The organism is Microvirga sp. TS319 (assembly GCF_041276405.1).
Taxonomy (GTDB): Bacteria; Pseudomonadota; Alphaproteobacteria; order Rhizobiales; family Beijerinckiaceae; genus Microvirga.
In genome coordinates, this window is sequence record NZ_JBGGGT010000001.1 from 606266 (window position 1) to 632257 (window position 25992).

20 protein-coding genes are annotated in these 25992 nt (G+C 62.7%); 19 read left to right on the top strand and 1 reads right to left on the bottom strand.

Translation table 11 applies throughout. From position 1 onward, the window contains the following. Positions 1-28 precede the first annotated feature (28 nt). Genes AB8841_RS02775 through AB8841_RS02790 form a run of 4 tightly spaced genes read left to right on the top strand, consistent with a single transcriptional unit; the run spans position 29 to position 3315 of the window. Positions 29-1162, top strand: a complete 1134-nt coding sequence (locus AB8841_RS02775) for an NAD(P)/FAD-dependent oxidoreductase (RefSeq protein WP_370434338.1) — start codon at positions 29-31, stop codon at positions 1160-1162. After that, on the top strand, positions 1143-1451 hold the full coding sequence (locus tag AB8841_RS02780; RefSeq protein WP_370434339.1) for a (2Fe-2S)-binding protein: 309 nt from the start codon (positions 1143-1145) through the stop codon (positions 1449-1451). Before AB8841_RS02775 ends, AB8841_RS02780 begins: the two co-directional genes overlap by 20 nt. Further along, positions 1448-2974 (top strand): FAD-dependent oxidoreductase, encoded by a 1527-nt coding sequence (locus AB8841_RS02785; protein WP_370434340.1) that lies wholly within the window; start codon positions 1448-1450, stop codon positions 2972-2974. Before AB8841_RS02780 ends, AB8841_RS02785 begins: the two co-directional genes overlap by 4 nt. After that, positions 2971-3315: a RidA family protein gene (locus AB8841_RS02790; protein WP_370434341.1), complete on the top strand. Its 345-nt coding sequence runs from the start codon at positions 2971-2973 to the stop codon at positions 3313-3315. The genes AB8841_RS02785 and AB8841_RS02790 overlap by 4 nt, the downstream gene beginning before the upstream one ends. A gap of 440 nt (positions 3316-3755) precedes the next feature. Here the strand turns inward: AB8841_RS02790 and AB8841_RS02795 are convergent, their stop codons facing one another. Continuing rightward, entirely contained in the window at positions 3756-4223 is a 468-nt protein-coding gene (locus tag AB8841_RS02795; protein WP_370434342.1) for a hypothetical protein, read from the bottom strand. 577 nt (positions 4224-4800) lie between these two features. Between AB8841_RS02795 and AB8841_RS02800 the strand changes: the two genes are divergently transcribed. The 15 genes from AB8841_RS02800 (at position 4801) to AB8841_RS02870 (ending at position 25904) form a co-directional block, all read left to right on the top strand. Beyond that, positions 4801-6555 (top strand): thiamine pyrophosphate-dependent enzyme, encoded by a 1755-nt coding sequence (locus tag AB8841_RS02800; RefSeq protein ID WP_370434343.1) that lies wholly within the window; start codon positions 4801-4803, stop codon positions 6553-6555. Positions 6556-6565: 10 nt separating this feature from the next. Next, entirely contained in the window at positions 6566-7789 is a 1224-nt protein-coding gene (locus AB8841_RS02805) for an L-lactate dehydrogenase (RefSeq protein WP_370434344.1), read from the top strand. Between the two features lie 32 nt (positions 7790-7821). Next, entirely contained in the window at positions 7822-10815 is a 2994-nt protein-coding gene (locus tag AB8841_RS02810; RefSeq protein WP_370434345.1) for an FAD-binding and (Fe-S)-binding domain-containing protein, read from the top strand. Positions 10816-10826: 11 nt separating this feature from the next. Then, entirely contained in the window at positions 10827-11162 is a 336-nt protein-coding gene (locus AB8841_RS02815) for a sensory rhodopsin transducer (RefSeq protein ID WP_370434346.1), read from the top strand. Between the two features lie 72 nt (positions 11163-11234). Next, positions 11235-13025, top strand: a complete 1791-nt coding sequence (locus AB8841_RS02820; RefSeq protein WP_370434347.1) for a glycoside hydrolase family 15 protein — start codon at positions 11235-11237, stop codon at positions 13023-13025. 58 nt (positions 13026-13083) lie between these two features. Beyond that, positions 13084-14145 carry an SDR family oxidoreductase gene (locus AB8841_RS02825; protein WP_370434348.1) on the top strand — a complete coding sequence of 354 codons (1062 nt, stop codon included), beginning with the start codon at positions 13084-13086 and terminating at the stop codon, positions 14143-14145. Between the two features lie 540 nt (positions 14146-14685). Continuing rightward, the gene (locus AB8841_RS02830; RefSeq protein ID WP_370434349.1) at positions 14686-15228 is read left to right on the top strand and encodes an ureidoglycolate lyase; all 543 of its coding nucleotides are present in this window, start codon (positions 14686-14688) and stop codon (positions 15226-15228) included. 524 nt (positions 15229-15752) lie between these two features. Beyond that, positions 15753-17381 carry an ABC transporter substrate-binding protein gene (locus AB8841_RS02835; protein WP_370434350.1) on the top strand — a complete coding sequence of 543 codons (1629 nt, stop codon included), beginning with the start codon at positions 15753-15755 and terminating at the stop codon, positions 17379-17381. A gap of 107 nt (positions 17382-17488) precedes the next feature. Then, entirely contained in the window at positions 17489-18487 is a 999-nt protein-coding gene (locus AB8841_RS02840; protein WP_370434351.1) for an ABC transporter ATP-binding protein, read from the top strand. Continuing rightward, a complete protein-coding gene (locus AB8841_RS02845; RefSeq protein ID WP_370434352.1) occupies positions 18484-19467 on the top strand; it encodes an ABC transporter ATP-binding protein in 984 nt (327 codons plus the stop codon). The genes AB8841_RS02840 and AB8841_RS02845 overlap by 4 nt, the downstream gene beginning before the upstream one ends. Positions 19468-19490: 23 nt before the next feature. After that, positions 19491-20420 (top strand): ABC transporter permease, encoded by a 930-nt coding sequence (locus AB8841_RS02850; protein ID WP_370434353.1) that lies wholly within the window; start codon positions 19491-19493, stop codon positions 20418-20420. A 39-nt stretch (positions 20421-20459) separates the two neighbouring features. Beyond that, positions 20460-21308, top strand: coding sequence for an ABC transporter permease (locus tag AB8841_RS02855; protein WP_370435514.1), 849 nt, complete (start codon positions 20460-20462; stop codon positions 21306-21308). 45 nt (positions 21309-21353) lie between these two features. After that, positions 21354-22100 (top strand): glycerophosphodiester phosphodiesterase family protein, encoded by a 747-nt coding sequence (locus tag AB8841_RS02860; protein WP_370434354.1) that lies wholly within the window; start codon positions 21354-21356, stop codon positions 22098-22100. Positions 22101-22398: 298 nt separating this feature from the next. Next, a complete protein-coding gene (locus AB8841_RS02865) occupies positions 22399-23316 on the top strand; it encodes a sugar phosphate isomerase/epimerase family protein (RefSeq protein ID WP_370434355.1) in 918 nt (305 codons plus the stop codon). Positions 23317-23726: 410 nt separating this feature from the next. Beyond that, on the top strand, positions 23727-25904 hold the full coding sequence (locus AB8841_RS02870) for a malate synthase G (protein ID WP_370434356.1): 2178 nt from the start codon (positions 23727-23729) through the stop codon (positions 25902-25904). Positions 25905-25992 lie beyond the last annotated feature (88 nt).

Sequence of the window (25992 nt, forward strand, 5' to 3'; positions counted from 1 at the left end):
GCGCCTCGCCTTTTATGAACACGATTGCATGACGCATCATCGACCAGACCGAGAGCCCGATATCGCCGTCGTCGGCGGAGGTATCATGGGAGCCTGCGTGGCGTGGGGGCTGGCACGGCGGGGACTGAGCGTCTGCGTGCTGGACGAAGGCGACATTGCCCTGCGAGCCTCCCGGGCGAACTTCGCTCTTGTCTGGGTGCAAGGGAAGGGCCTCGGGTTTCCCGCCTACGGCGCCTGGACGAAATCCGCGGCCGAGGCTTGGCCCCGCTTGGCCTCGGAACTCATGTCCGATACGGGCGTCGATGTCGGGCTCGATCAGCCGGGCGGGTTCACGCTCTGCCTGTCGGACCGCGAATTGCAGGTGAATGCCGACGCGATGGTGCGCCTGCACAACCAGCGCGATACCGTCACATATCCCTATGAAGTCCTGGATCATTCACAGACGAGGGCGCGGCTGCCTGACATCGGTCCCGATGTCAGCGGATCGATCTATTGTCCCCTCGACGGGCATGTGAATTCGCTGCGCCTATTCCGGGCCCTGCACGTTGCGTTGAAGGCGCGCGGCGTTGACTACCGGGCGGACCATGCAGTCACCGCTATCGAGCCGCGTGCCGGTGGCTTCGCCCTGAAGGGAGTTTGGGGCGAGGTGAGCGCTGCAAAAGTTGTCCTCGCAGCTGGGTTGGGCAACGCCCGGCTGGCGCCGATGGTTGGCCTCGAGGCGCCCCTGAAGCCGAGCCGGGGACAGATTATCGTTACCGAGAAAGCCGCCCCTTTCCTGCGTTATCCCGTCGTCACGGTTCGCCAGACCGACGAAGGGGGTGTCATGATCGGCGACAGTGAGGAGGCAGATGGCTCAAGCCTTAGAATTGATCACTCCATCTCCTCCGTCATGGCCGACAGGGCCATCCGGATGTTTCCCCTGCTCGGTGACCTGAATGTCGTCAGGACCTGGTCGGCCTTCCGTGTCATGACGCTGGACGGCTGCCCTGTATACGAGCAATCGGAAACCTGCCCCGGTGCCTTCATGGCGATGGCCCATTCAGGCGTGACTTTGGCACCCCAGCATGCCTTCTCGCTTGCGGATTACGTCGCCGATGGGGTGATCCCCGAGGAAACCGCTGTCTTCTCGACCAGGAGGTTCCGTGTTCCAGCGTCTGTCTGATCGCGCTTCGGGTGAAGTCATCTTTACCTTCGACGGGCGTCCGATCACGGCGTCTGTCGGCGACAGCGTCGCCGCGGCGCTGCTTGCCGCAGGCATCCGCGTCTGCCGCACGACCCCGGTCTCCGGGACTCCGCGGGGGCCCTACTGCCTCATGGGTGTGTGTTTCGAATGCCTGGTGAGGATCGATGGCATGGACAACCGCCAGGGGTGCCTCGTGACAGTGCAGGAAGGCATGCGGGTGGAGACCCAACGCGGCGCACGCACTCTGACAATGGAGCCGACCCAATGACGGAAGGTGCGGTCCGTAGAGGATGCGGGGTTGCGGACCTCGCGGATGATTACGACGTCATCGTCGTCGGTGCGGGACCTGCGGGCCTGTCAGCGGCAACGACACTTGCGGGATTGAAGGCACGGACACTCCTCGTCGACGAAAATCAGGCGCCGGGTGGCCAGATCTATCGCGCCATCACCGTGGCGCGGTCGGCAGATCGCCGGAGGCTGGGTGAGGATTATTGGCGCGGGCGCGGCATCGCCGAGAATTTTCTCCGCTCGGAGGCGGAGTATGCGCCGGCGACAACCGCCTGGAGCATCCAATCCGTACAGGACGATACGGGACGGACGATCGGCCAGGACGTCGGTCTCTCGTCGAGCGGTATGGCGCGTCTCATCCGTGCAAAGCAGGTGGTGCTCGCAACGGGAGCCCTGGAGCGCCCCTTCCCGATTCCGGGCTGGACACTTCCGGGCGTCATGACCGCGGGGTCCGCCCAGATCGCCCTGAAGACCTCTGGCCTCATCCCAAGCGGAAAGGTCGTGATCGCAGGAACGGGTCCGCTGCTCTATCTCCTTGCGGCGCAGTTGATTGAAGCGGGCGCAATGGTGTCGGCCGTCCTCGACACGACGCCGAGGGAGAACTGGCTTCGAGCCTTTCGGCATGCCCCGGGCTTTCTGATCTCGCCCTATCTCGCCAAGGGGCTGAAGCTGCTCGGAAAGGTACAGCGACGCACCCGGGTGATCCGATGGGTTTCCGCATTGTCAGCGAAAGGCGAGGGGGGACTGAGGGAAGTCGTCTGGACGGCTGGCGGCCGCGAGCACCGCATGCCTGCGGATCTCCTTCTGCTCCACCAGGGCGTGGTCCCCAACGTCAATTTCTCAAATGCCGCGGGTTGCGCTCACCATTGGGACGAGGCCCAGCTCACATTCCGGCCGCAGGTCGACGAATGGTTTGCAAGCTCGGTTGTCGGTCTCTCCCTTGCGGGCGACGGGGCTGGTATCGGGGGCGCCGAGGCGGCGGAGATCCAGGGACGTATCGCAGGACTGGGCTGCGCCTCCCATCTCGGTCTCGTCGCACCGGTGGAGCGTGATCGGCTTGCTGCGCCTCTCCGGAGATCCCTCGCACAGGCCACGCGGGGCAGGCGATTTCTCGATGCGTTGTACCGGCCCGCCGAAGCGTTCCGGGTACCGCAAGGCCCTGACACGATCGTGTGCCGCTGCGAGGAGATCTCAGCCGGACAGATCCGAGCATCGGTGAGTGCCGGCGCAGTCGGGCCGAATCAGATGAAGGTGTTTCTCCGGTGCGGCATGGGCCCATGCCAAGGCAGGCTCTGCGGGCTGACCGTAACCGAACTGATCGCGAACGAGCGTAGCAAGCATCCGTCGGAGATCGGGTATTACCGGCTGCGCTTTCCAGTCAAGCCATTGAAGCTGCGCGAGCTCGCCGCCTTGCCGCAGACAGACACTGCGAAGGTTGCCGTCTTGGCCGACCTCGCCGATACGCACCATTCCACTTACGTAACCGAAAGGAAGTCTCAGTGACGGAACGCCATATTCAAACGCCGATCATGCATCGTGTTGTCGTGCACAACGACCTGGTCTTTGTCGGCGGAACGGTCGCGGACGATCTCTCCGTTGGATTGGAGGGGCAGACCGAGCAGATTCTAGCTAAATTCGACCAATACTTGGGCGCCGCCGGCACCGACAAATCCCGCTTGTTGTCCGCGACGATCTTCCTGACAGATCTCAACCGTAAGCCGGAGATGGACGCAGCCTGGAAGCGCTGGCTGGATCCCAAGGACTTTCCGGCCCGCGCGACCGTCGGTGTTGCGGATCTTGGCGACGACACCCTTGTCGAGATCATGATTACGGCAACACGCTGAAACAGAACCAGAGCATCGGACGCGGGAAGTGGACTTGCACTTTTGGGTCCGCACGATGCGCTAGCGAGCACCTCGACTTGAACGCCGTTCCGAGCGAGACAGCTCTCCAGCGTCGGACGTAAAATCGAATCCGCGTCCGACGCTTTAACATTTTGATCTTGAGCATCTTTCACCCAAAACCGGGTGTCCGGGAATACGGTCTTGTGCCGGCAGCCCGGACCAGGAGGTTCGCTCTTGATCAGGCCGATTGTATCTGCGTCTCAAGGACGACGACCTCGGCGCCGCATGTAATGCCCCAGATACGGTACTGAGGTTCATGTGAGTTCTCGCAAAGAACCTGTACAACCCGGTACGTTTCTGGACGGGCTCGCCGGGGGTGAGCGGGTTGAACGATCTGGCCGACCTGGAACTTGGCACTCATCGAAAGTCTCCGCGTCATATCAATCGGCGTCGCCCCGACCATGTGTCTCGGAGACAACGGGGGCACGCCTGCGGTCCGTTCCAGCATTGGAGTGGGACGGACCCAATTTCAACCGCGCCTTGCCGTGAGCTGAAGCGGCATCTTGCGCGTCGGTGCTCGAGGCCACTTGAGGCGGGAAAACGCCGCTTCGCCGATGTCGCAACGAGATGGCGGGATTTCCGAATATCCTGGCTGCAACGATCATCTGATGGAGATGGGCGAGATGCAGCACATAGGGCTGGCGGTTCAGGCGTTGGCGTCGGGCGATCTCCACAGCAACGTCGTTGCGCATCGCTTCAGGATAGACCTCCAGGCTCTCGCGCTCCCAGTCGTACCAGCGATCGATCTCGGCAATTGCCGCCAAGCTGACCTGTATGGCTGCCTCCAGGTCCGCCAGTGCCGTCTTACTCCGCTCTCGCATCGCGTCGTTCCGCTCGATACGGTTCATCCTTGGACAAGGCGCAACATTCTCACTCCCTCACGTGGGATCGGTGACGGCCTTTCACAATCATCAGCTGAAGACCTTGGTACGGCACCGGGCTGACTTGCGGCCCTGGATTGTTAAGCCGGTGTCGCCGCCTCTTTTGATGAGGCGCCGATACTCTCTCCGGATGAGGGCAAGAACATCTGGAGATCGCCGGACGAAAGGCCCCGCAGCAGGCGGATCCTGATCACACTCCGGCAGGGCTGTACCAATGCGAGGCTCTCCGTCATCAGTGCCTCCGGCCTGACCGCGAACTCAGCTTATGGCCCCACGGTTCGTCCGACAACTTGGTACGGCAGCGGACAAATTCCTGCCAGGCTTGGAACTGTGTCGCGGAGCTTCTCCTTTAACCGTTGGATTCCAGCAGAGGAAACCACAGTGAGGAGTGCCGCTTTGACTTTGCGCTCGTGCCTTCAGACACGAGCGGAAGTCGGGACGCGGGGCTCTCTCGGAAAGCCAAACTGCTCCGGCAGACGAATGGTCAGGCCGCATTGGCGGTGAGGCGCAAGCAGACCCAGGCCCTTCAACAAGGGAGATGATCATGGCGATGACTGCGGGTGATATCCTTGTCGAAACACTGATCGACTGGGACGTCGACATGGTATTCGGTCTCCCAGGCGATGGTATCAACGGCATCATCGAGTCACTCCGCAAGGCCGAGGATCGGATCCGGTTCGTTCAGGTGCGGCATGAGGAGGCCGCCGCCTTCATGGCGTGCGCACACGCCAAATGGACGGGGCGGCTCGGCGTCTGCATCGCCACCTCCGGGCCCGGGGGAATCCATCTCCTCAATGGGTTGTACGATGCAAAGCTCGACGGTCAGCCGGTGCTCGCCATCACGGGACTCCAGTTTCACGATCTCCTGCATACCTACACGCAGCAGGACGTCGAGCTCGACAAGCTCTTCATGGATGTCTGCGTCTACAATTCACGGATCATGGGCGCGGCCCACGTGCAGAACGTCGCGGAGCTCGCCTGCCGCACGGCACTGGCGTATCGGGGCGTCGCTCATGTCACGATGCCGGTGGACCTGCAGGATCAGACCGTCAAGGAAGATATGCGCTCGAAGCGGAACCGTCCGGACCACGTCTCCTCCCTGATGGCCGAGAGCGCCCACATGCCGAGCGAGGACCAACTCGCCCATGCCGCCTCGATCCTGAACGAGGGGCGGAAGATCGTTGTTATGGCGGGACGGGGAGCCCTTGGAGCGAGAGGTGAGGTGGAAGCAGTCGCCGAGCGGCTCGGCGCCCCTGTCGTGAAGCCGCTTCTCGGAAAAGGCGTCTTGCCGGATGAGCATCCCTATACGACAGGCGGAACCGGCCTCCTGGGAACACGGCCCTCGCAGGAGGCCCTTGAGAATTGCGACACGCTTTTGATCGTCGGCTCCAGCTTCCCGTATATCGAGTATTACCCGAAGCCGGGTGAAGCCAAGTGCGTCCAGGTCGAGCTCGACCCGAAGCGTGTTGGCCTGCGCTGTCCCGTCGACGCGGCCCTCGTGGGCGATTCCGCACGAGTTCTGCGGGCGCTATTGCCCAAACTCGACCATCACCAAGACCGCTCGTTTCTGGAAAAGGCGCAGGCGGGTGTCGCCAAATGGCGCGACCTCATGCATGAGCGCGGAACCCGGACCGACACGCCCATGAAGCCGCAGGTCGTCGCCCACGAGCTCAACAAGCTCCTGTCCGACGACGCGATCATCACCACGGATTCCGGAACCATCACGAGCTGGGCCGCGCGTCACATCGACATGCGCGGCAATATGATGTTTTCGTGCTCCGGAAACCTCGCCACCATGGCATGCGGCCTGCCCTATGCGAATGCCGCAGCCCTTGCCTATCCTGGCCGACAGGTCGTCGCCTTTGTGGGCGATGGCGGGATCACGATGCTGCTCGGGGAGCTTGCAACCGCCGTCAAGTACGATCTCGACGTGAAGATCATTGTGATCAAGAACAATACGCTCGGCCAGATCAAATGGGAGCAAATGGTCTTCCTGGGCAATCCGGAATATGCGTGTGAGCTTCAGCCGATCGACTTCGCCACGGTTGCGCAGGGTTTCGGCTGCACGGGCTTCACCATCGAGGATCCTGCGACCTGCGCCGACATCCTGCGCCAGGCGCTCGCCGCACCTGGACCCGTCGTGATCCAGGCGGTCGTCGATCCGAACGAGCCTCCCATGCCGCCCAAGGTCGATCTCAAGCAGACGGCTCACCTCGCCGAGGCGCTTGCGCGCGGCACACCGAACGCCACATCCATCGCGCTCACGATTGCGTCGGACAAGGTGCGGGAGATTATCTGAGAGGCCCGTCATGGCACTCGCCCATCCCATCCTCGATTCGAAAGAGATCGCCGCGGCAAAAGCATCCAAGACCGAGGGCGTCCCGGGATGGGATGCAATCGCCAATATCGAGGATCTGCGCGAGCTCGCCAGGAACCGGGTTCCGAAGACCTTCTTCGAGTATGTCGAAGCCGGCTCCTACGACGAGATCACCCTGGGGGCGAACAGGTCCGCGCTCGATGCGTTGGAACTGCGTCAGCAGGTGATGGTGGACGTCTCCTCTCGCGTCCAGGCAACGACCATCGTCGGCCAGCCGGTCTCTCTCCCGGTCGCCCTTGCACCGGCGGGTCTGACGGGAGCCGTGTATCCGAACGGTGAGATCCATGCAGCACAGGCGGCAGAGGCGTTCGGCGTTCCCTTCTGCCTGAGCACGATGTCCGTCTGCTCGATCGAGGACGTGGCGGCTGCCGTCGCGAAGCCCTTCTGGTTCCAGCTCTATCTGATGAAGGATCGCGGGTTCAGCCAGTCGCTCATCGAACGGGCCCATGCGGCGCGATGCCCGGTGCTGGTGCTGACCATGGATCTGCATGTGGAGGGGCAGCGCACGGCCGATGTACATAACGGCCTCGGCATCCCGCCAAGGCTGACGCTCACCAATATCCTCGATATTGCCAAGCATCCGCGCTGGGCCTTCGGAATGGTGCGGAGCAAGGAATACACTTTCGGAAATCTGAAGGATGCGATCAGGAACTCGGGCAATCTCGGTATTCTGTCGGAATGGGTCAAGCAGCAGTTCGATCCATCTTTTGATCGGAGCGACCTCGAGTGGGTGCGCAAGCTCTGGCCGGGCAAGCTGATCGTGAAGGGCATCCTCGATCCGCAGGATGCCGAGATCGCGGTCGCCGCAGGCGCGGATGCGGTCCTCGTGTCGAACCATGGCGGGCGCCAACTCGATGGTGCTCCCTCGACCGTGGAGGCATTCCCCCCCATACGCGATGCCGTGGGAGACCGGACCGAGCTTCTCTTCGATAGCGGGATCCGCTCGGGGCTCGACGTTCTGAAGGCCCTCGCCCTGGGCGCACGGGCGTGCTTCATCGGCAGGGCCTATCTCTATGGATTGGGTGCCCGAGGCAAAGTAGGCGTTTGCAAGGCCCTTTCGTTGATATCGGAAGAACTCGACACTGGAATGGCGCTCACGGGCGTAACGGATGTGAAGGCGGTTTCACGCGATGTCCTCGTGCATCCTGACGAGTGATGCAAGACCGCCGGTAACCGGAGGAGTCTGAGATGGCCAACGTGGCCCTGACCGAGGCCGAGCAGCTGTCGTCGGATAATCGCCGGAGGCATCCTGACCGGCGCATCGAGCGGGCGCCGGACGGACGCATCAGAACCGCCTATACGGAAGTTCCGGACCTGGACGCGAAAGCGCTGCTTCGAGAGCTCGAGGCCGCACTCGAGGGTGAAGTCCGCTTCGACGATGGCAGCCGGGCACTTTATGCAACGGATTCCTCGAATTATCGCCAGGTGCCCATCGGAGTCGTCATTCCGAAAACGCGCGGCGACGTCGTCAAGGCCATCGAGATCTGCCGGCAGCATCACGCTCCTGTTCTGCCACGTGGGGGCGGAACGAGCCTTGCGGGCGAGTGCTGCAACACCGCCGTCGTCATCGATTTCTCGAAATACCTGAACAGGGTGCTCGACATCGATCCCGTACGCCGACTGGCTCGTGTCGAGCCGGGCTGTATCCTGGACGATCTGCGGGATGAGGCCGCAAAGCATGGCCTTACCTTTGGGCCGGACCCGGCCACGCACGATCACAACACTCTTGGCGGCATGATCGGCAACGATTCCGGCGGCGTTCATGCAGTCATGAACGGGATCACGGTGCATAACGTGCAGGCGCTGGAGGTTCTGACCTATGAGGGGCTGGAACTGAGTGTCGGACCGACGGATGACGGGACATTCCGCTCGATCCTGCGCTCAGGGGGGCGCCGTGCCGAGATCTATCGTCGACTCGATGAACTGCGTAACCGCTACGGCGATCGCATCCGATCGAAGTTTCCGGATATCCCGCGCCGGGTATCCGGTTATGAGAACCTCGATCAGCTTCTTCCTGAAAAGGGCATGAATGTTGCCCGCGCGCTCGTCGGTACCGAAGGCACGTGCGTGACTGTCCTAGAAGCGACCCTCAACCTCATTCACAATCCTCATGAACGGGTCATCGTAATCGTCGGCTTCCCGGACATCTACCAGGCGGCGGATGCCGTGCCTCGCGTTCTCAAGCACCATCCGATTGGCCTCGAGGGCTTCGACGAAACCCTTGTCGACCGGTACAGGACAAAGGGGCTGCACACCGACGACCTGAAGATCTTGCCGAAAGGCCAGGGATGGCTCCTGGTCGAATTCGGGGGCGACAGCGAGGATGACGCCGCCGCGAAAGCCCAGAGGTTCGTGGATGAGTTCAAGAGCATCGATGGGGTCGATCCGAAGCTCATCCGCGACAAGGCCCAGCAGAAGCGGATCTGGAACGTGCGCGATGATTCCCTCGGGGCGGAATCCTACGTGCCTAATCATCCCGACACATGGCCGGGATGGGAGGACAGCGCGGTCGCTCCCGATCAACTCGGGGCTTATCTCCGGGAGTTGAAGGCTCTCTTCCGCAAATACGGTTACGATCCCGTCATTTACGGCCATTTCGGCGGCGGCGTCGTCCATTGCGCCATCGCGTTCGATCTCTACGACGAGCCGGGAATCGAACAATGGCGCCGGTTCCTCGACGAGGCGGCGGAGCTCGTCGTGCGCCATGACGGATCGCTGTCGGGGGAGCATGGGGACGGTCAGGCGCGAGGAGCCCTTCTTGAAAAGATGTACGGGCCGGAACTGGTCCAGGCGTTCCGCGAGTTCAAGGCAATCTGGGATCCCCATTGGCACATGAATCCCGGTAAGGTCGTCGATCCCTATCCGATCATCTCGGATCTCCGGGTCGGACCGAGCTATCATCCCCGCGAGCTCAAGACCCATTTCAGCTTCCCGAACGAAGGAGGCTTCGAGCGCGCCGTTCAGCGCTGCGTCGGTGTGGGAAAGTGCCGCCGGCATGACAGCCATGAGGAGGTCATGTGCCCGAGCTACCTCGTAACGCACGAGGAGAAATACACGACACGCGGCCGTGCCCGGCTGCTCTTCGAGATGCTGCACGGCGGCCCGCTCAAGAACGGATGGCGAAGCAAGGCCGTCGAAGATGCGCTGGGCCTGTGTCTGGCCTGCAAGGGTTGCAAGAGCGACTGTCCGGTCGGCGTCGACATGGCGAGCTACAAGGCCGAGTTCCGCGCCCATCACTATGCCTGGCGACTGCGGCCACGGCACGCCTATGCCATGGGACGCATCCATTGGCTCGCGCGCGAGGCATCGCGCATGCCCTGGCTCGCCAACACGATGATGCGGGCTCCGCTTCTGAGCAGCCTCGCCAAGGCGGTCGGCGGGATCGCGCAGCAGCGCTCCATCCCGCCCCTTGCCCACGAGCCCTTCACCGATTGGTTCCGTCGGCGCCGCGCGCCACGGAGCACGGGGCAGCGCGTCCTCCTGTGGCCTGACACCTTCAACAATTACTTCCGGCCAGGAACGGCCATCGCGGCGACGAAAACTCTCGAAGCACTCGGTTTTCAGGTCGTCATTCCGGATCGGCCTCTGTGCTGCGGCCGCCCGCTATACGATTGGGGTTGGCTCGGAGCAGCCGAGCGACTATGGCGACAGACCATGACGACGTTGTTCGAGGAGATCCGGGCCGGCACACCCCTCATCGGCCTCGAGCCTGCCTGCCTGGCGGCCTTCAAGGACGAGCTTCTCAATCTTTTCCCCGAGGATGACTTGGCCCAGCGACTCTCCAGGCAAAGCATCTTCTTCAGCGATTTCGTCAACGAGCATGCCGACGGCATCGCACTGCCGAAAGACGGATCGGACAGAGCGCTGGTGCAGATCCACTGTCATCACCACGCAGTGATCAAGGCCGAGGGTGAGCGCCAACTGCTCGACCGGGTCGGTCTGACCTACGACGTCGTGCCATCGGGATGCTGCGGCATGGCGGGTGCCTTCGGCTTCAGCGCCGAAACCTACGACGTCGCGATGGAGATAGGTGAGCGGGTGCTGCTGCCGACCGTGCGGGCGGCCGATCGAGGAACACTTATCCTGGCTGACGGCTACAGCTGCCGGGAACAGATCGAGCAGGGCACGGGACGGGAAACGCTTCATGTGGCGGAGCTCCTGGCCCACCGCATGGGTCTGTGAGGAGACTGCCGATGCGGCCGGTGGGAAAAACGATCTGGGCCATCGCGGAGGGCGAAATTGCGTCATACAGCACGAGCCAGGATCGGACTTTCGTGTCCCACGTAACGGCCTGCATCCTCAATGCCGGGCCGTCCGATGCAAGGGGCAGGATCACGGTGTTTTTCTCGGACAGAAATCCGGTTGGGCCGTACTGCGTGAGGGTGCCGGCTGGGCGCACGCTGCACCTGCGATTCAATGACCTTCAGGATCCCGACCCTATTCCTCGTGATACGGACTACGCGTCGCTATTCGAATCCGATGTGCCCGATCGTCATTCGGCATACCTGGCTCGACTCGAGAAAGGCTGAGCTCACACTCCTCACGACGACAGCCTACAGCCAGGATTGGGTGAGCGCGGGCGGAAACGGAATGGTAGCGGTATGCGGCGGATCGAAGATTACGCCTTGATCGGCGATTGCGAGACGGCCGCGCTCGTTTCGAGGGACGGCTCGATCGACTGGCTTTGCTGGCCACGCTTTGACTCGGAAGCATGTTTCGCGGCCTTGCTGGGAACACCCGAGCACGGACGCTGGCTCATTGCGCCTTCCTGCGGCGTAAACCGGGCCACGCGGCGATATCGCGACGACGCGCTCATTCTCGAGACCACGTTCGAAACGGATCAAGGGATCGTCACGCTCATCGACTTCATGCCAGTCCGTGATTCCGGATCGGATCTCGTCCGCATTGTCAGGTGCGAGAAGGGCGAGGTGCCAATGAGGGTCGAGTTCACCCTCCGGTTCGATTATGGCCGGCTGATGCCCTGGATGGAACGACCGGATGAACGCTGCTGGCAGGTCGTTGCAGGCCCGCATTCGGCAGTTCTTCGAACGGACGTGCCCGTCCAGGCGCAGCATTACGGGATAACGGCCGATTTCACCGTCCGCGAGGACCGACCGGAACCGTTCGTCCTCAGCTACCGGGCCTCGCACCTGCCGCTTCCCGAGCCCGTCGATGCCGAGAATGCGTTGCACCGGACCGAGCAATGGTGGCGCCGCTGGATCAGCCATTGTTCCTATAAGGGGGCTTGGGCAGAGCCGGTTCAGCGCTCGCTCATCACGATCAAGGCCATGACCTATCGCCCGACTGGAGGGATCATAGCAGCTCCGACCACATCTCTCCCGGAAAGGCAGGGCGGTCAACGGAACTGGGATTATCGGTTCTGCTGGCTCCGGGATGCCACCTTCATGGTCGCCTGTCTGCTCAAGGCAGGGTTTCGCGACGAGGCGCGCGCCTGGCGCGACTGGCTCCTGCGCGCCGTCGCCGGAATGCCCGCGCAGGTCCAGCCGATCTATGGGATCGCCGGTGAGCACCGGCTGAACGAGTGGGAGGCATCATGGCTGCCCGGCTTTAACGGCGCCAAGCCGGTCAGGGTCGGGAATGCGGCATTCACACAATTTCAGCTCGATGTTTTCGGAGAAGTGATGAATGCCCTGCATTTCGCCAGGCGGGCGGAGATCGCTCCAAGCGAAGCCGGATGGCATCTGCAGAAGGCTCTTCTCGATCATCTCGGTGAAGTCTGGGACGAGCCGGACGAAGGGATCTGGGAGGTCCGAGCGGGACGCCAACACTTCGTGCACTCGAAGGTCATGGCCTGGGTGGGCGTCGACCGTGCGATAAAGGCGACTGAATTATGCGGCCTGGAAGGGCCGGTCGAGCAATGGAAGACGCTCCGCAACCGGATCCATGCCGAGGTATGCGAGCGTGGCTTCGATCCCCAGAGAGGGGCGTTCGTTCAGGCATTCGGTTCACAGTATCTGGATGCGAGCACACTCGTCATTCCGATTGTCGGCTTCCTGCCTGTAACCGATCCGAGGATGCAAAGCACGATTGCGGTAATCGAGCGTGACCTCATACGGGATGGCTTCGTCCTCCGTTACGATACGGGCAAAACGAAGGATGGATTGCCGCCAGGAGAGGGGGCTTTCCTTGTCTGCAGCTTCTGGCTCGCGGAGAACTATTCTCTTCAGGGACGACATGATGAGGCGCGGGATCTGTTCGAGCGTCTCCTTACATTGCGCAACGATGTCGGTCTCCTGGCTGAGGAATACGACCCGGCGGCCAAGACGTTCCTGGGGAACTTTCCGCAGGCGCTGTCACACCTTGCCCTGGTCAACACGGCTCACAAGCTTTCATGCGAGCCCGATGCAGCGCGTGCGAGCCTCGACCCTTGAGCGACTGACGTGGCGGGAATCGTAAAGGACAGAGTTCTATGACCGGGAGAGCGGTGTGATGAGCGATATGAAAGCACAGGACTTGCGCAGGAGCGACGATCGCGTCCGCTCGAATCCGGTTGCCGTCGTGACCGGATCCTCCGCCGGTGTCGGACGCGCGACGGCGATCGAATTCGGCCGGCGCGGTTACGATGTCGCCCTTCTGGCGCGTGGAGGCGAGGGGCTGGAGGGCGCTCGCCGGGATGTGGAAGCCGTTGGCGGCGAGGTGCTCGTGATCCCCGTCGATACGGCGGATTGCGCCGGCATGTTCGCGGCTGCCGATGCCATCCTGGCACGCTGGAGGCGGATCGACGTATGGGTCAACAACGCCATGGCGACCGTCGTCGGTCCTGTCGACCGGATTCCAGCATCCGAATACAAACGGGTGACCGAGGTGACATATCTCGGAGTCATTCATGGCACGCTGGCGGCCCTCAGGCACATGCGCGCGCGCAACAAAGGCACTATCGTTCAGATCGGCTCGGCCCTCGCCTATCGGTCGATCCCCCTGCAATCCGCCTATTGCGGTGCGAAGGCGGCGATCCGGGGCTTTACGGATTCGCTCCGAACCGAGCTTCTGCACGATCACAGCGCCATCCGTCTGACGATGGTGCAGCTGCCTGGCGTCAACACTCCCCAGTTCGACTGGTCCCGGACCCACGAGAAATATCATCATCAGCCTGTCGGGGCATGCTACGAGCCTGAGGTCGTTGCGAGGTCCATTGTCGATGCGGCGGAGGAGGGACCGCGCGAGCTCTGGGTCGGCACTCCAGCCATCATGGCCATTCTGGGCAATATGGTTGCTCCCGGACTGCTCGACAAATATCTCGCGAAAACCGCCTACGACCAGCAGCTCTCGTCAAAGCCCGTGCGCCCCGATGACCCCGATATTCTCTTCGAACCGGCCCGTAAGGATCACGGAGTACGGGGGCGTTTCAGTTCCCGTGCCAAGACGCGCCTGATCGATGCCGATCCGGCCCATCTGCATGCGGGACTCGCACTCGCAGCCGTAGGGCTCACAGCCGCCTTGTTTCTGTTCGGCGCCCGCTCGGTCGGAAGACGTCTGGAGCGCGCAGCCTGATGAGACCGGGGATCACCCTCGACGCGATTTGTCTTTCCCGGAGCGTGTCAACGTCGGTCGCGAACACCGGAACCGGAGTTGCAAAGGCTCACTCAATCCTCCGGTATTCTTGCATCTGAGGGAGGTAAGCGGGCTTATCCGGATCGTCGCATTTTCAGGAGCTGTCTGAATTGTCATCATGCCAGAGCAATTTTTCGGGGAAGTGGATCCAGTTCATCATAGAGAATGCGGCCGAGCCAAAGAAAAGAGCTGGTTTCACATCAGTGGAACCAGCTCTAGCTTTGATTTCAAGCGCCTATCTGACCCACCCCCGGTTCTCGACGCATCGTTCGTCGCGTTCGTGCGAGCGCGTCGCGGTGGGTCGCGGCCAAGGCGATAGAAGACCGTTCGTGGATAAACCCGGTCGCTCTTGACGATCAGAGCAATCCACATCCGTGTGGAACCAACTCTGTTCGTCGCTGCGCCTCATTTGGGGGGCGACTCATTGGACCCATCCTGCTATACCCGTCGCCGAATTCTCTGGATACAGCTGAGGGGGACATGAGCATCATGCCAGGCAATGTCACGGTCAGGTCACAGGTTCTCGATCCGACTGCGGTTGCACCGTATGGCTGGATGCTCGGCAAGCCATATCCAGGTGAAACTGCGGCGGCCGCATACCGGAATCCAATGAGTGCCTTCTGGCAAGAGCATCTGTTCGATCCGGGGTCGGATGGTGAAGTCGAGATCCTTTGGGTCACCTATCGCGACAGCAATCAAGCCGTTGATCGGCTGGAGGCCCATCACCGGACCCAGCAAGCCATCGTACCACTGACTGGGGAAATCGTTCAGATCGTTGCGTTGAGCGACGAGCAAGGCGCTCCCGACCTTTCTACGGTCCGGGCGTTTCACTTGTCCCCTGGGGTCGGAATGTGCATGCGTCCCGGCGTTTGGCATTCGACCCGTATTGTTGGGGCAGAAGCCATGTGCCTGATGTTGACCCGTCGCTCGACAACGCGAGATCTTGTCGACCACCTTGCCAGTGGCGCTCCAGCGAAAGAGACGAGCCTCAGAGACGTCCAACACATCCAACTAATTCGGTAGGCCTGGGAAAGAGGTTGAGAGGAGCTCTCGCAGCCAATGCTATGAACCGGCACATTGGCTGAGGACATAAGCGCATCGTGCGGAAAAGTGGACCCGGTTTTCCGCTCGCAACGATGCGCTTCTCTAGGAGTGGAGCATCGGATTGGATCCCAAAAGTGGATTCCACTTTTGGGTCCGATGCTCTAAGACGAGATGACCAGATTTGGCATTTCTCGGGCCGAGCCTGGACTTCCCCTCTAAACCTGCTTTCGGCACGAGGTGGAGTGAACTCCGTTCATGTTCCTGCATATGCGGCAGAGGCGCGCGACAGGATCCACGAAATCGCAGCGGAATATCATACGCCGACTGTGGATCGCGCCTGTCATCGAACCATCACTAAAATATCATCCAACCTTTGCATACCCTCACTAGGACAAGGTCCGTCGCGCTTGGGCCGCGTTTCGCGCACCATCAGCCGCCATTCGAGCCAGGTCGGAGGCATTCAGCCGGCTCGCGTATGACCGCCTAGTCAAGGGATGAATTGAATGTTGAAGATGAATCGCCGACAGGCGCTTGGACTTCTCGGTGCAACCGGCGGAACCCTGATGCTGCCTCGCTTCGCCATCGGGCAGAGCGCACGCCCTTCGATCACGATCGCGGTGCAGAAGATCACCATCAACGGCACGCTCGATGTATGGTACGAACAGTCCAACGTGGGTGAGCGTGTGTTCTTCCCGAATTTATGGGAGGGGCTGATCCTGCGGAACTGGATGGGCAATCAGGGCCCGGTTCCCGGCCTCGCCACGGAATGGAGGCGCCTCGACGACAAGACCGTCGAGCTCAAGTTGCGTCAGGGTGTGAAGTTCCACAACGGCGACGAGATGACCGCAGACGATGTGGTGTTCTCGTTCTCGCCGGAGCGCATGTTCGCGGACACGCAGCCCGACGGCGGCAAGACGATCTATGAGGACAGCTACAGGCCCAAGACGGATAAGGAGCTTCCTGCTTCCGTTCCTGGGGTCGCCCGGCGCATATGGCCGGCTCTGCGTGGGGTTGAAGCCGTCGATCGGTACACGGTCCGGTTCCACAACGCCTCTCCTGATGTCACCCTCGAAGGACGCCTGTTCGCGTTCGGCAGCCAGATCACCAGCCGACGCGCGTGGAACGACGCCAAGTCCTATACGGAATGGGCACGTAAGCCCATCACCACCGGCCCCTACAAGGTCGTCGAGTATAGGCCGGACGTCTCCCTCGTGCTGGAGGCGCACGACGATTACTGGGGTGGACGTCCGCCACTGCAGCAGATCCGATTCATCGAGGTGCCGGAGGTGTCCTCGCGCGTCAATGGCCTGCTCTCGGGCGAGTATGATTTCGCCTGTGACCTTCCGCCGGACCAGGTCGGCGCCGTGGAGAAGACCAAGGGCTTTGAAGTGCAGGGCTCTCCCATCCTGAACCACCGCATCTCGACCTTCAACAAGTATCACCCGGTCCTTGAGAATCCGCTGGTTCGCCGCGCCATGACCCACGCGATCGACCGCCAGGCGATCGTCCAGGCGTTGTGGGCCGGAAAGACCAACGTGCCGAAAGGCCTTCAGTTCGAGTTCTACGGGGATATGTTCATCAATGGCTGGGACGTGCCGGCCTATGATCCGAAGCTCGCGCAGACCCTGTTGAAAGAGGCCGGCTACAAGGGCGATCCCATCCCCTTCCGCGTACTCAACAACTACTACACCAACCAGGTTCCCAATGCGCAGATCATGGTCGAGACGTGGAAGCAGGTCGGCCTGAACGTCGAGATCCAGATGAAGGAGAACTGGGCCCAGATCCACGACGCCTCCGCGCCCCGTGGCGTGCGGGACTGGTCGGCAGGCGGAGCCTTCAACGACCCCGTCGCAACGATCGTCAACCAGTTCGGGCCGAACGGTGAGGTGCAGCAGAAGAAGGACTGGACCAACGAAGAAGCCAACAGAATGGCCGACATCATTCAGAAATCGACCGATCGCGCGGCCCGGAAGAAGGCTTTCGCCCGGATGCTGGAGATCTGCGAACGTGAGGATCCTGCTTACCAGATCATACACCAGAATGCGGTGTTTACAGGGATGAAATCGTCCCTGAAGTGGAAGGCTGCTCCGGCCTTCGCCATGGATTTCCGCAAGGAGAATTGGTCCTTCTGACAGTCGAGGCCCCGGCGGCGCGCCGCCGGGGCCTGATCTCATGTCGTCATACGGTATGAAACGTGAGCCGAAAGATCCGATGCGGCTCGTCAAACGGGAGACCTGTCATGTCCCTCATCGCGGTACGTGATCTGCGCGTTGCCTTCGATGGCACTCAGGTCCTCCACGGCATCGACCTTGATGTCGCGAAGGGGGAGGCCGTCGGGCTGGTCGGGGAATCAGGATGCGGAAAATCCGTGACATGGCTCGCGGCCCTTGGCTTGCTGCCGGCCAAGGCCCGTGTCACGGGCTCGGTAACGATTGACGGGCAGGAGCTGTGCGGAGCGTCCCGGTCGATCTTGGAAGGGGTTCGGGGAAGGCGCATCGCGATGATCTTCCAGGATCCCTCCTCCGCGTTGAACCCCGTCGTCCGCGTGGGGCGTCAGATCGCCGAGGCACTTCGCATTCATCGCGGACTCGAAGGCGGTGCCGCCCGCAGCGAAGCCATCCGGCTGATGGATATGGTGGGCATTCCCGATGCCCGAGGTCGGTTCGACATCTATCCGCATGAGTTCTCGGGAGGGCAATGCCAGCGCCTGATGATCGCGATGGCGCTTGCCGGAGAGCCGGATCTGCTGATCGCCGACGAGCCGACCACAGCGCTGGACGCCACCATTCAGGCCCAGATTCTCGACCTCCTGAGCACGGTCCGAGCCGAAACCGGCATGGCCATGGTGTTCATTTCCCATGATCTCGGCGCCGTCAGTCAAGTGTGCGAGCGGATCTGCGTCATGTATGCCGGCCGCATCGTCGAGGAGGGGGCCATCGGTGCTCTGTTCGAGCAGCCGCGTCATCCCTATACGCGCGGGCTGTTCGATGCCATTCCGCGCCTCGACGGCGGGCGCGAGAAGCTCGTCCCCATCGCCGGCACCGTGCCGGACCCGAGACGCCTGCCGCAGGGATGCGCCTTTTCTCCCCGTTGTCCCCGGGCAACGGGTCTCTGTCGTGACAGCCAGCCCATCCTGCGGCCTCAGCAGGACGGCCGCCGGCTATCCTGCTTTCACCCGGGAGCAGGAAAGGATCAGCGTCTGCAGGCTTCCGGTCAGCACGAGAGCGTTGCGGCATGACCGCTCTTCTACAGGCGGAGGATCTCGTGCGGGTTTATGAATCCCGCCACGGTCTTTGGACAAAGCCCGCTTCCGTGCGGGCCGTCGACCGCGTGAGCCTAACGGTATCGGCAGGCGAAACGCTGGGGATCGTCGGAGAAAGCGGCTCGGGAAAGTCGACCCTCGGCCGAATGCTCCTGGGCATCGACCCTGCGAGCGAAGGGCAGGTGCTGTTCGACGGAAAACCGATGCCGGCTCCGGGAACACCGGCTTGGCGCAAGCTCAGGGCGCAGATGCAGCTGGTGTTTCAGGATCCTCTCGCCGCCCTCGATCGCCGCCTTCCGATTGCCGAACAAATCGGCGAGCCTCTGGTGATCCACGGTCTCGTCTCCCCAGCCGACGTGAAGGATCGAGCACTCGAACTGATGGCGGCCGTGGGCCTCCGTCGCGATCAGGGAGGGCGCTATCCCCATGAGCTGTCCGGCGGCCAGCGCCAGCGCGTCGTCATTGCCCGCGCCCTCGCCACGGAGCCGAGACTGCTGGTGTGCGACGAGCCCGTATCGGCTCTTGACGTTTCGATCCAGGCTCAGGTGGTGAACCTGCTGCGCGAACTGCAGGAGAGGCATGGCATCGCCATGGTGTTCATCAGCCACGACCTGAAGGTCGTGCGCAACATCGCAGACCGCGTGGCGGTGATGTATCTGGGCCGGATCGTCGAGGAGGCCTCCTCCGATGACATCTTCACCAAGCCCCTGCATCCCTATACGCGAGCCCTGGTGTCCTCGGTGCCGATCCCTGGACGTAAGCTCGAGAGCCGCATCATCCTGCAGGGAGAACCGCCGAATCCCGCCAAGCGGCCGACAGGATGCGCATTCCATCCGCGCTGTTCCATGGCTCAGGCATTGTGCACAAGCTCCGATCCCGCGCTCAAGGCGCCTGAAGGCGGGCGCGTGACGGCCTGTCATTTTCCCGATCCTTCGAAGGTTCCCCTTGTGGCGTAAGCTCCGCCTGAGGAATTTGTCCCATGTCATCGTTCATTCTATCGCGGCTGGCGCGCGCTTCGATCACCGTGCTGCTGGTCATGACCTTCGCCTTCTGCGTACTGCGCCTTTCCGGAGATCCTGCCCAGATACTGCTCGGGCCGGATGCTCCTCAGGAAGCCATCGATGCCTTTCGTGAGCGTTGGGGGCTGAACGATCCCATTTTCGTACAGTACTGGGCCTATCTGAAATCCCTCCTGTCTCTCGATTTCGGCGTGTCAATGCGGGACAGGTCGCCCGCCCTGCAACTGGTCTTGGAGCGTATTCCCACGACGCTGCAGCTGACGATCCCGGCCCTGATCCTGAAGATCGGCATCGGCATTCCGGCCGGTGTCTATGCGGCGCTTCACCGGGAAAGCATTGCCGATCGGGGTGTGATCATGCTGGCCGTTTTCGGCTTCACCCTGCCGTCATTCGTGATCGGGTTGCTTCTCGTGCTGGTCTTCTCGGTGACGCTCGGATGGCTGCCCTCTGGCGGTCAGGGCACCTGGATTCATGGAATCCTGCCGACTTTGACCATGAGCATCGGCGGCATTGGTATTCTGGCGAGGTTCTCCCGCTCCGCCATGATCGAGGTCCTGGGCCAGCCATATATCCGGACCGCTTCCGCGAAGGGCGTCAACTGGCGCGACGTGGTCTGGAAACATGCTCTTCCCAACGCTTCCGTCCCGATCGTCACCATCGTTGGTTTCATGATCGGATCGTTGATTGCAGGCGCGGTCGTCGTCGAGACGATCTTCGCCTGGCCCGGCATCGGCCGTCTGCTCGTCGTGTCGGTCTCCAACCGGGACCTCGCGGTGGTGCAATGCCTGCTTCTCTTGATCGCCGGCACGATGGTGCTGGCCAATCTCACGGTTGATATTCTGTATGGCTGGCTGGACCCGCGTCTGCGGAGCAAGTCAGGAGCACATTAGGGAGATGCGAGCATGACCGATCTCGTCGCGAAGGGAGCAATGGAGGCTCCACGCTCAAGGCTGCTGCAGCGCGCCCGGCGCAGAATGCCCTTCCTCGTCGCGTGCGGCTTTCTTTGGCTCGCTCTGATGATCCTCGTCGCACTCTTGACCGACGTAATCCGTCCTTACGCCATTACGAAGATGGATCTTTCCGCCCGCCTGGCTGCCCCGGCTACGCGAGGGCATTGGTTGGGAACGGATGAGCTGGGACGGGATGTTCTGTCGCGACTGCTGCAATCCATCCGCGTTTCGCTCGTGATCGCGTTCGGAGCCACGCTGCTGTCGGCGGTGTTCGGGACGGTTCTGGGATTCCTGGCTTCCCGGTACCGGGGAATCGTCGAACATGTGGTCCTGACGCTGGCGGACTGTCAAGCTGCGCTGCCATTCATGATCCTGTCCCTGTCCGTTCTGGCCTTCTTCGGATCGTCGATGACGCTTCTGGTCTGCCTGATGGGCTTCTATGGGTGGGAACGTTACGCCCGCATTGCGCGCGGTCTTGCCATTTCCGCGAGTGCCCAGGGCTATGCCTCTGCGGTCATGCAGCTCGGTGCGACGCCCACGCGCGTCTACCTCAGGCACATCCTGCCGAACGTCGCCTCGACGCTGATCGTCTCCATGACCCTGACGTTTCCGGAGATTATCCTGATGGAAAGCGGCCTTTCGTTCCTTGGGCTCGGGGTGCAGCCTCCCGAGACATCGCTGGGCAACATGGTCGGCTTCGGCCGCGAGTATCTCACGCGGGCTCCATGGATCATGCTGGCGCCGGCACTCGTCATCATGGTGACGACGCTCTCGATCTCGCTGGTGGGGGACTGGCTGCGCGACCGGCTCGATCCGACCGTGCGCTGAGCCGACTTTCGCGACAATCCGATCCTGCAGAAGGAAGACCAGATCATGACGACGATTATCGGCCATCGCGGCGCACGCAATATTTGGGCGGAGAATTCTCTGACCGGTTTCCGCAATGTGCTGGAACTTGGTGTGACGGCCGTGGAACTCGATCTTCACCTCAGTGACGCGGGCGAGATTCTGGTGATCCACGATGCTGCTCTGGACCGGACGACCGATCGAAGCGGCCCTGTCGGAAACTTGAGTGCCGATGAGCGCAGGGCGGTGCGGCTTAGAGGCCCTGAGGGTCTGACGGAGGATCGGGTTCCCGTTCTCGAAGAGGTGCTCGACGTCCTGGTTCCCCACCAGGGAGTGCTGCTGCATGTGGAGATCAAGCATGATGGGAATGGGCAGCCATATCCCGGCCTCGTCGAGAAGGCTGTGTCGATGCTGCGCCGCTATGGGCTCACGAATCGTGCCTGGTTGACCTGCTTCGACATGAGCGTTCTGGAAGTCTGCCGCCAGGAAGCTCCCGAGATCAGGCGGCTCGTGTCGGCCAATGCCGATTGGGCCGATAGGGCAGGCGGGATGGAGTCCTTCCTCACGCAGGCGAAGCCGCTGGTCGACATCATCGCCGTCCATCACGAGCTGATGGCAGCCGAATGGAGCCGGATCATTGCCGCCCATCCTAAGGAGAAGCTATGCGTCTGGACCGTCAACGATGAGCAAGGGTTGCGGCATTGGCTCGGCAAAGGTCTCGGTTATCTGACCTCGGATAGCCCCGATCTGGCTCTTCGATTGCAGGGTGTCTAGGCGTCTGGAATAACGAGGTGATAACGGCCACCTCAGTGCAAAGGCCGGTCCGCACCCTGCGCCGCAGTGTTTCAGGGCGGGTAGAGACGGCCTGCGATCCCGCCAGCTGTGGTGGATGCACCGGTTCGCTCGTCATGCCAACGTTGCGCGGGCTTCATGCTGCCGTCATGCACGGCTCTTAGGCCAGTATGGCAATGACCAAAGGCGCAGGCGCCAGGAAAGCACTCAAGCTCGAACCGTTTTGTCGCAGGCGTTTCGAATCATTGCCTCAGCCCACGCTCCAAAGGATTTCATCTCGATGACACAGCATGTACTTGGCACCGGCATCTCGGCGAAGCCCGGCAAGCCGGACCTCAGCGAGTTTGCCCGGAACCTCGATCGCGCTCAGGCTTTCGGTGTCGATACGGTCGAGCTGCCGATCTTCGACCTCGATCTTGTCGTCGGCGGCCGGATCCGCAGGGACCAGCTCGAGGCTCTCAAGGCGATCTGTGCCGGACGCGACGTGATCTATACCGTCCATGGTCCACTGGCCATCAACTTCTTCGATGCACCGTTCCGCAGCCAACGCCATTTCGAGATACTGCAGGCTTCGCTCGAAGTATCCGGGGAACTGGGAGCCGTTCACTACGTCATGCATTCCGGCCTTGTCGGAGTGACCCAGCACGACGGGGTCGAGGAAGCCTATGCCAGGCAGCGCGAATGGTTGGCTCGTGCCGGGGACATCGCGAAGCGCCATGATATCATCCTGTGCGTCGAGAATCTCTTCGGGGGCTATGAGGGCAAGGTCCATACCGCAAGTCCTTCGCGTCTCGCACGTGAACTCGCGGCAGTCGGGCACAGCCATGTCATGGCAACGCTGGATTTCAGCCATGCCTACCTGAACCTCTCCTTTACCGGGGGAGACCTCGTGTCGGAATGCGCGGCGCTCGCGCCTTTCGCCAAGCATCTGCACGTGCATGATTCCTTCGGCCGTCAGGACGACATCTGGATGTTCACGCAGGGCGAGCGGCTGGCCTATGGCCATGGCGACCTTCATCTGCCGGTCGGATGGGGTGACATTCCCTGGGAGGCGCTGATGACATCCTGCATCTTCCCGAGCGGAGTCGTGTTCAATATCGAACTGCAGGATCGGTACTGGCATGTGGGTCAGGAATGCGTCGACGCGACCAGGGCACTGGCCGCGAAGGCCCGGACGGCTCTCGCCGCCGCTGCCTGACTTTTCGAGGCGCATGAAGGCGATCAACTCGAGTTGATCGCCTTCATCGAAGCCCTGGCGCATGGCAAGCATAGGGCACGACGAGCTGCAGGCGGTCGCCGCGAGGTTCGCGGTATGGCGCTCGTGCTTCACTTGGAGACTGAAGAGCTTATCTTTTTTGGGGCCATGCTCAGCGAAGGAAAATCCCGTTTCTTGGGCGTGGCGTCAGGCTCCCGGCCGCCGACCTTCGGGACCGGCGAAGGGGCAGTCTTTCAGATCGATTCTTTCCATTTTGGCAAAAGTCTTGGCCTATTTAGGTCCTTATTGTTGAGAGCGCATCTTGCTATGACAGGAGTGAGCGCCTCTTTCGCCTGCCTACGCTGGCGAGTGGCTGGTTCTGGCATGACTTTCAAACGTCCAAGGGAAGACAGATGAATCGCGTTCAGACGCATGGGCTGTCGGTAGCGGAGGCTCTTCACGATTTTGTGGTGCGGGAGGCGCTTCCCGGCACGGGGATCGCGGCGGATGCGTTCTTTGCCGGCCTGGCCGGGCTGGTGCGCGATTTCGCGCCGCGCAACCGGGCCCTGCTGGCCACCCGCGACAGCCTCCAGGCCGCGATCGACGCCTTCTACCGCGCCCGCGCCGGCCAGCCGCTCGACCCGGCCGCCGCCGAGCGCTTCCTGCGCGAGATCGGCTACATCGTGCCCGCGCCCGAGGCGGTGAGCGTGACGACCGCCCACGTCGATGACGAGATCGCCCGCATCGCCGGTCCGCAGCTCGTGGTGCCGGTCTCCAATGCCCGCTACGCGCTCAATGCCGCCAATGCCCGCTGGGGCAGCCTCTACGATGCCCTCTACGGCACCGATGCGATCCCCGATGACGGCGCCACCGCCCGCTCGGACGGCTACAACACGGCGCGCGGCGCCGCGGTGGTGGCCCGCGCCCGCGCGCTGCTCGACGAGGCCGTGCCGCTGGCCCAGGGCAGCCACGCCGCCGCCGCCGGCTATGCCGTCCGGGCCGGGGCGCTGGTGGTCCGGCTTCAGGACGGGCGCGAGACCGGCCTGGCCGACCCGGCCCAGTGCGTCGGCTACCAGGGCGCGGCGGAGAGCCCCTCTGCGGTGCTGCTCGGCCACCACAACCTGCATCTCGAGCTCCGGATCGACCGCTCGCATCCGATCGGGGCCGCCGATCCGGCCGGCGTGGCCGATCTCGTGCTCGAGGCGGCGGTGTCGACGATCATGGACCTGGAGGACTCGGTCGCGGCGGTGGATGCCGCCGACAAGGTCGCGGTCTACCGCACCTGGCTCGGCCTGATGAAGGGCGATCTCGTCGAGACCTTCGCCAAGGGCGGGCAGACCGTCACGCGCCGGCTCAACCCGGACCGGGTCTACACCGCGCCCGGAGGCGGCGCGGTGCGGCTGCCGGGCCGCAGCCTGATGCTGGTGCGCAATGTCGGCCATCACATGCTCACCGATGCGGTGCTCGACGAAGCCGGGCAGGAGATCCCCGAGACGATCCTCGATGCGGCGGTCACGGCGCTGATCGCGCTGCACGATCTCAAAGGCACCGGGCCGCTGCGCAACAGCCGCACCGGATCGGTCTACATCGTCAAGCCGAAGATGCACGGGCCGGACGAGGTGGCGTTCGCCGACGCGCTGTTTGGCGCGGTCGAGGACCTGCTCGGGCTGTCCCGCGACACGCTCAAGATGGGCATCATGGACGAAGAGCGGCGCACCACGGTCAACCTCCAGGCCTGCCTCGCGGCGGCGGCCCGGCGGGTGTTTTTCATCAACACCGGCTTTCTCGACCGCACCGGCGACGAGATCCACACGGGCATGGAGGCCGGCCCGATGCTGCGCAAGGCCGACATGAAGGCGAGCGTGTGGATCCAGGCATACGAGGACCACAACGTGGATGTGGGGCTGGCCTGCGGGCTGCCGGGCCATGCCCAGATCGGCAAGGGCATGTGGGCGGCGCCCGACCGGATGGCCGCGATGCTGGCCCAGAAGATCGCCCATCCGGAGGCCGGCGCCAGCACCGCCTGGGTGCCGTCGCCGACCGCCGCGACGCTGCATGCGCTGCACTATCATGCGGTCGACGTGGGGGCGCGCCAGGCGGCGCTGCGCCAGCGCGCGCCGGCGCCGCTGGCCGCGCTCCTGACGGTGCCGGTGGCGCAGTCGAACTGGGCGCCGGCGGCAGTGCAGGAGGAGCTCGACAACAACTGCCAGGGCATTCTCGGCTATGTCGTGCGCTGGGTCGACCAGGGGGTAGGCTGCTCGAAGGTGCCGGACATCCACGAGGTCGGGCTGATGGAGGACCGGGCGACGCTGCGGATTTCGAGCCAGCATATCGCGAACTGGCTGCGGCACGGGATCGTGACGCGCGCGCAGGTGGAGGAGAGCCTGCGGCGCATGGCGGCGGTGGTCGACCGGCAGAATGCGGGCGACCCGCTCTACCGGGCGATGGCGCCCGGCTTTGACGGCCCGGCCTTCCAGGCCGCCTGCGATCTGGTGTTCGAGGGCGCCGCCCAGCCCAACGGCTACACCGAGTGGATCCTCCATAAACACCGAAAAACCGCCAAGGCCATCGGTGCGGCTGATGCTGTTTAGCCCAGGACGGGTTGCATAACGGCCCCTGCGTCGAGCCGTGATCCCCATGGGGGCACGGCCCGGCTAGCGCATCGTGCGAAAAAGTGGC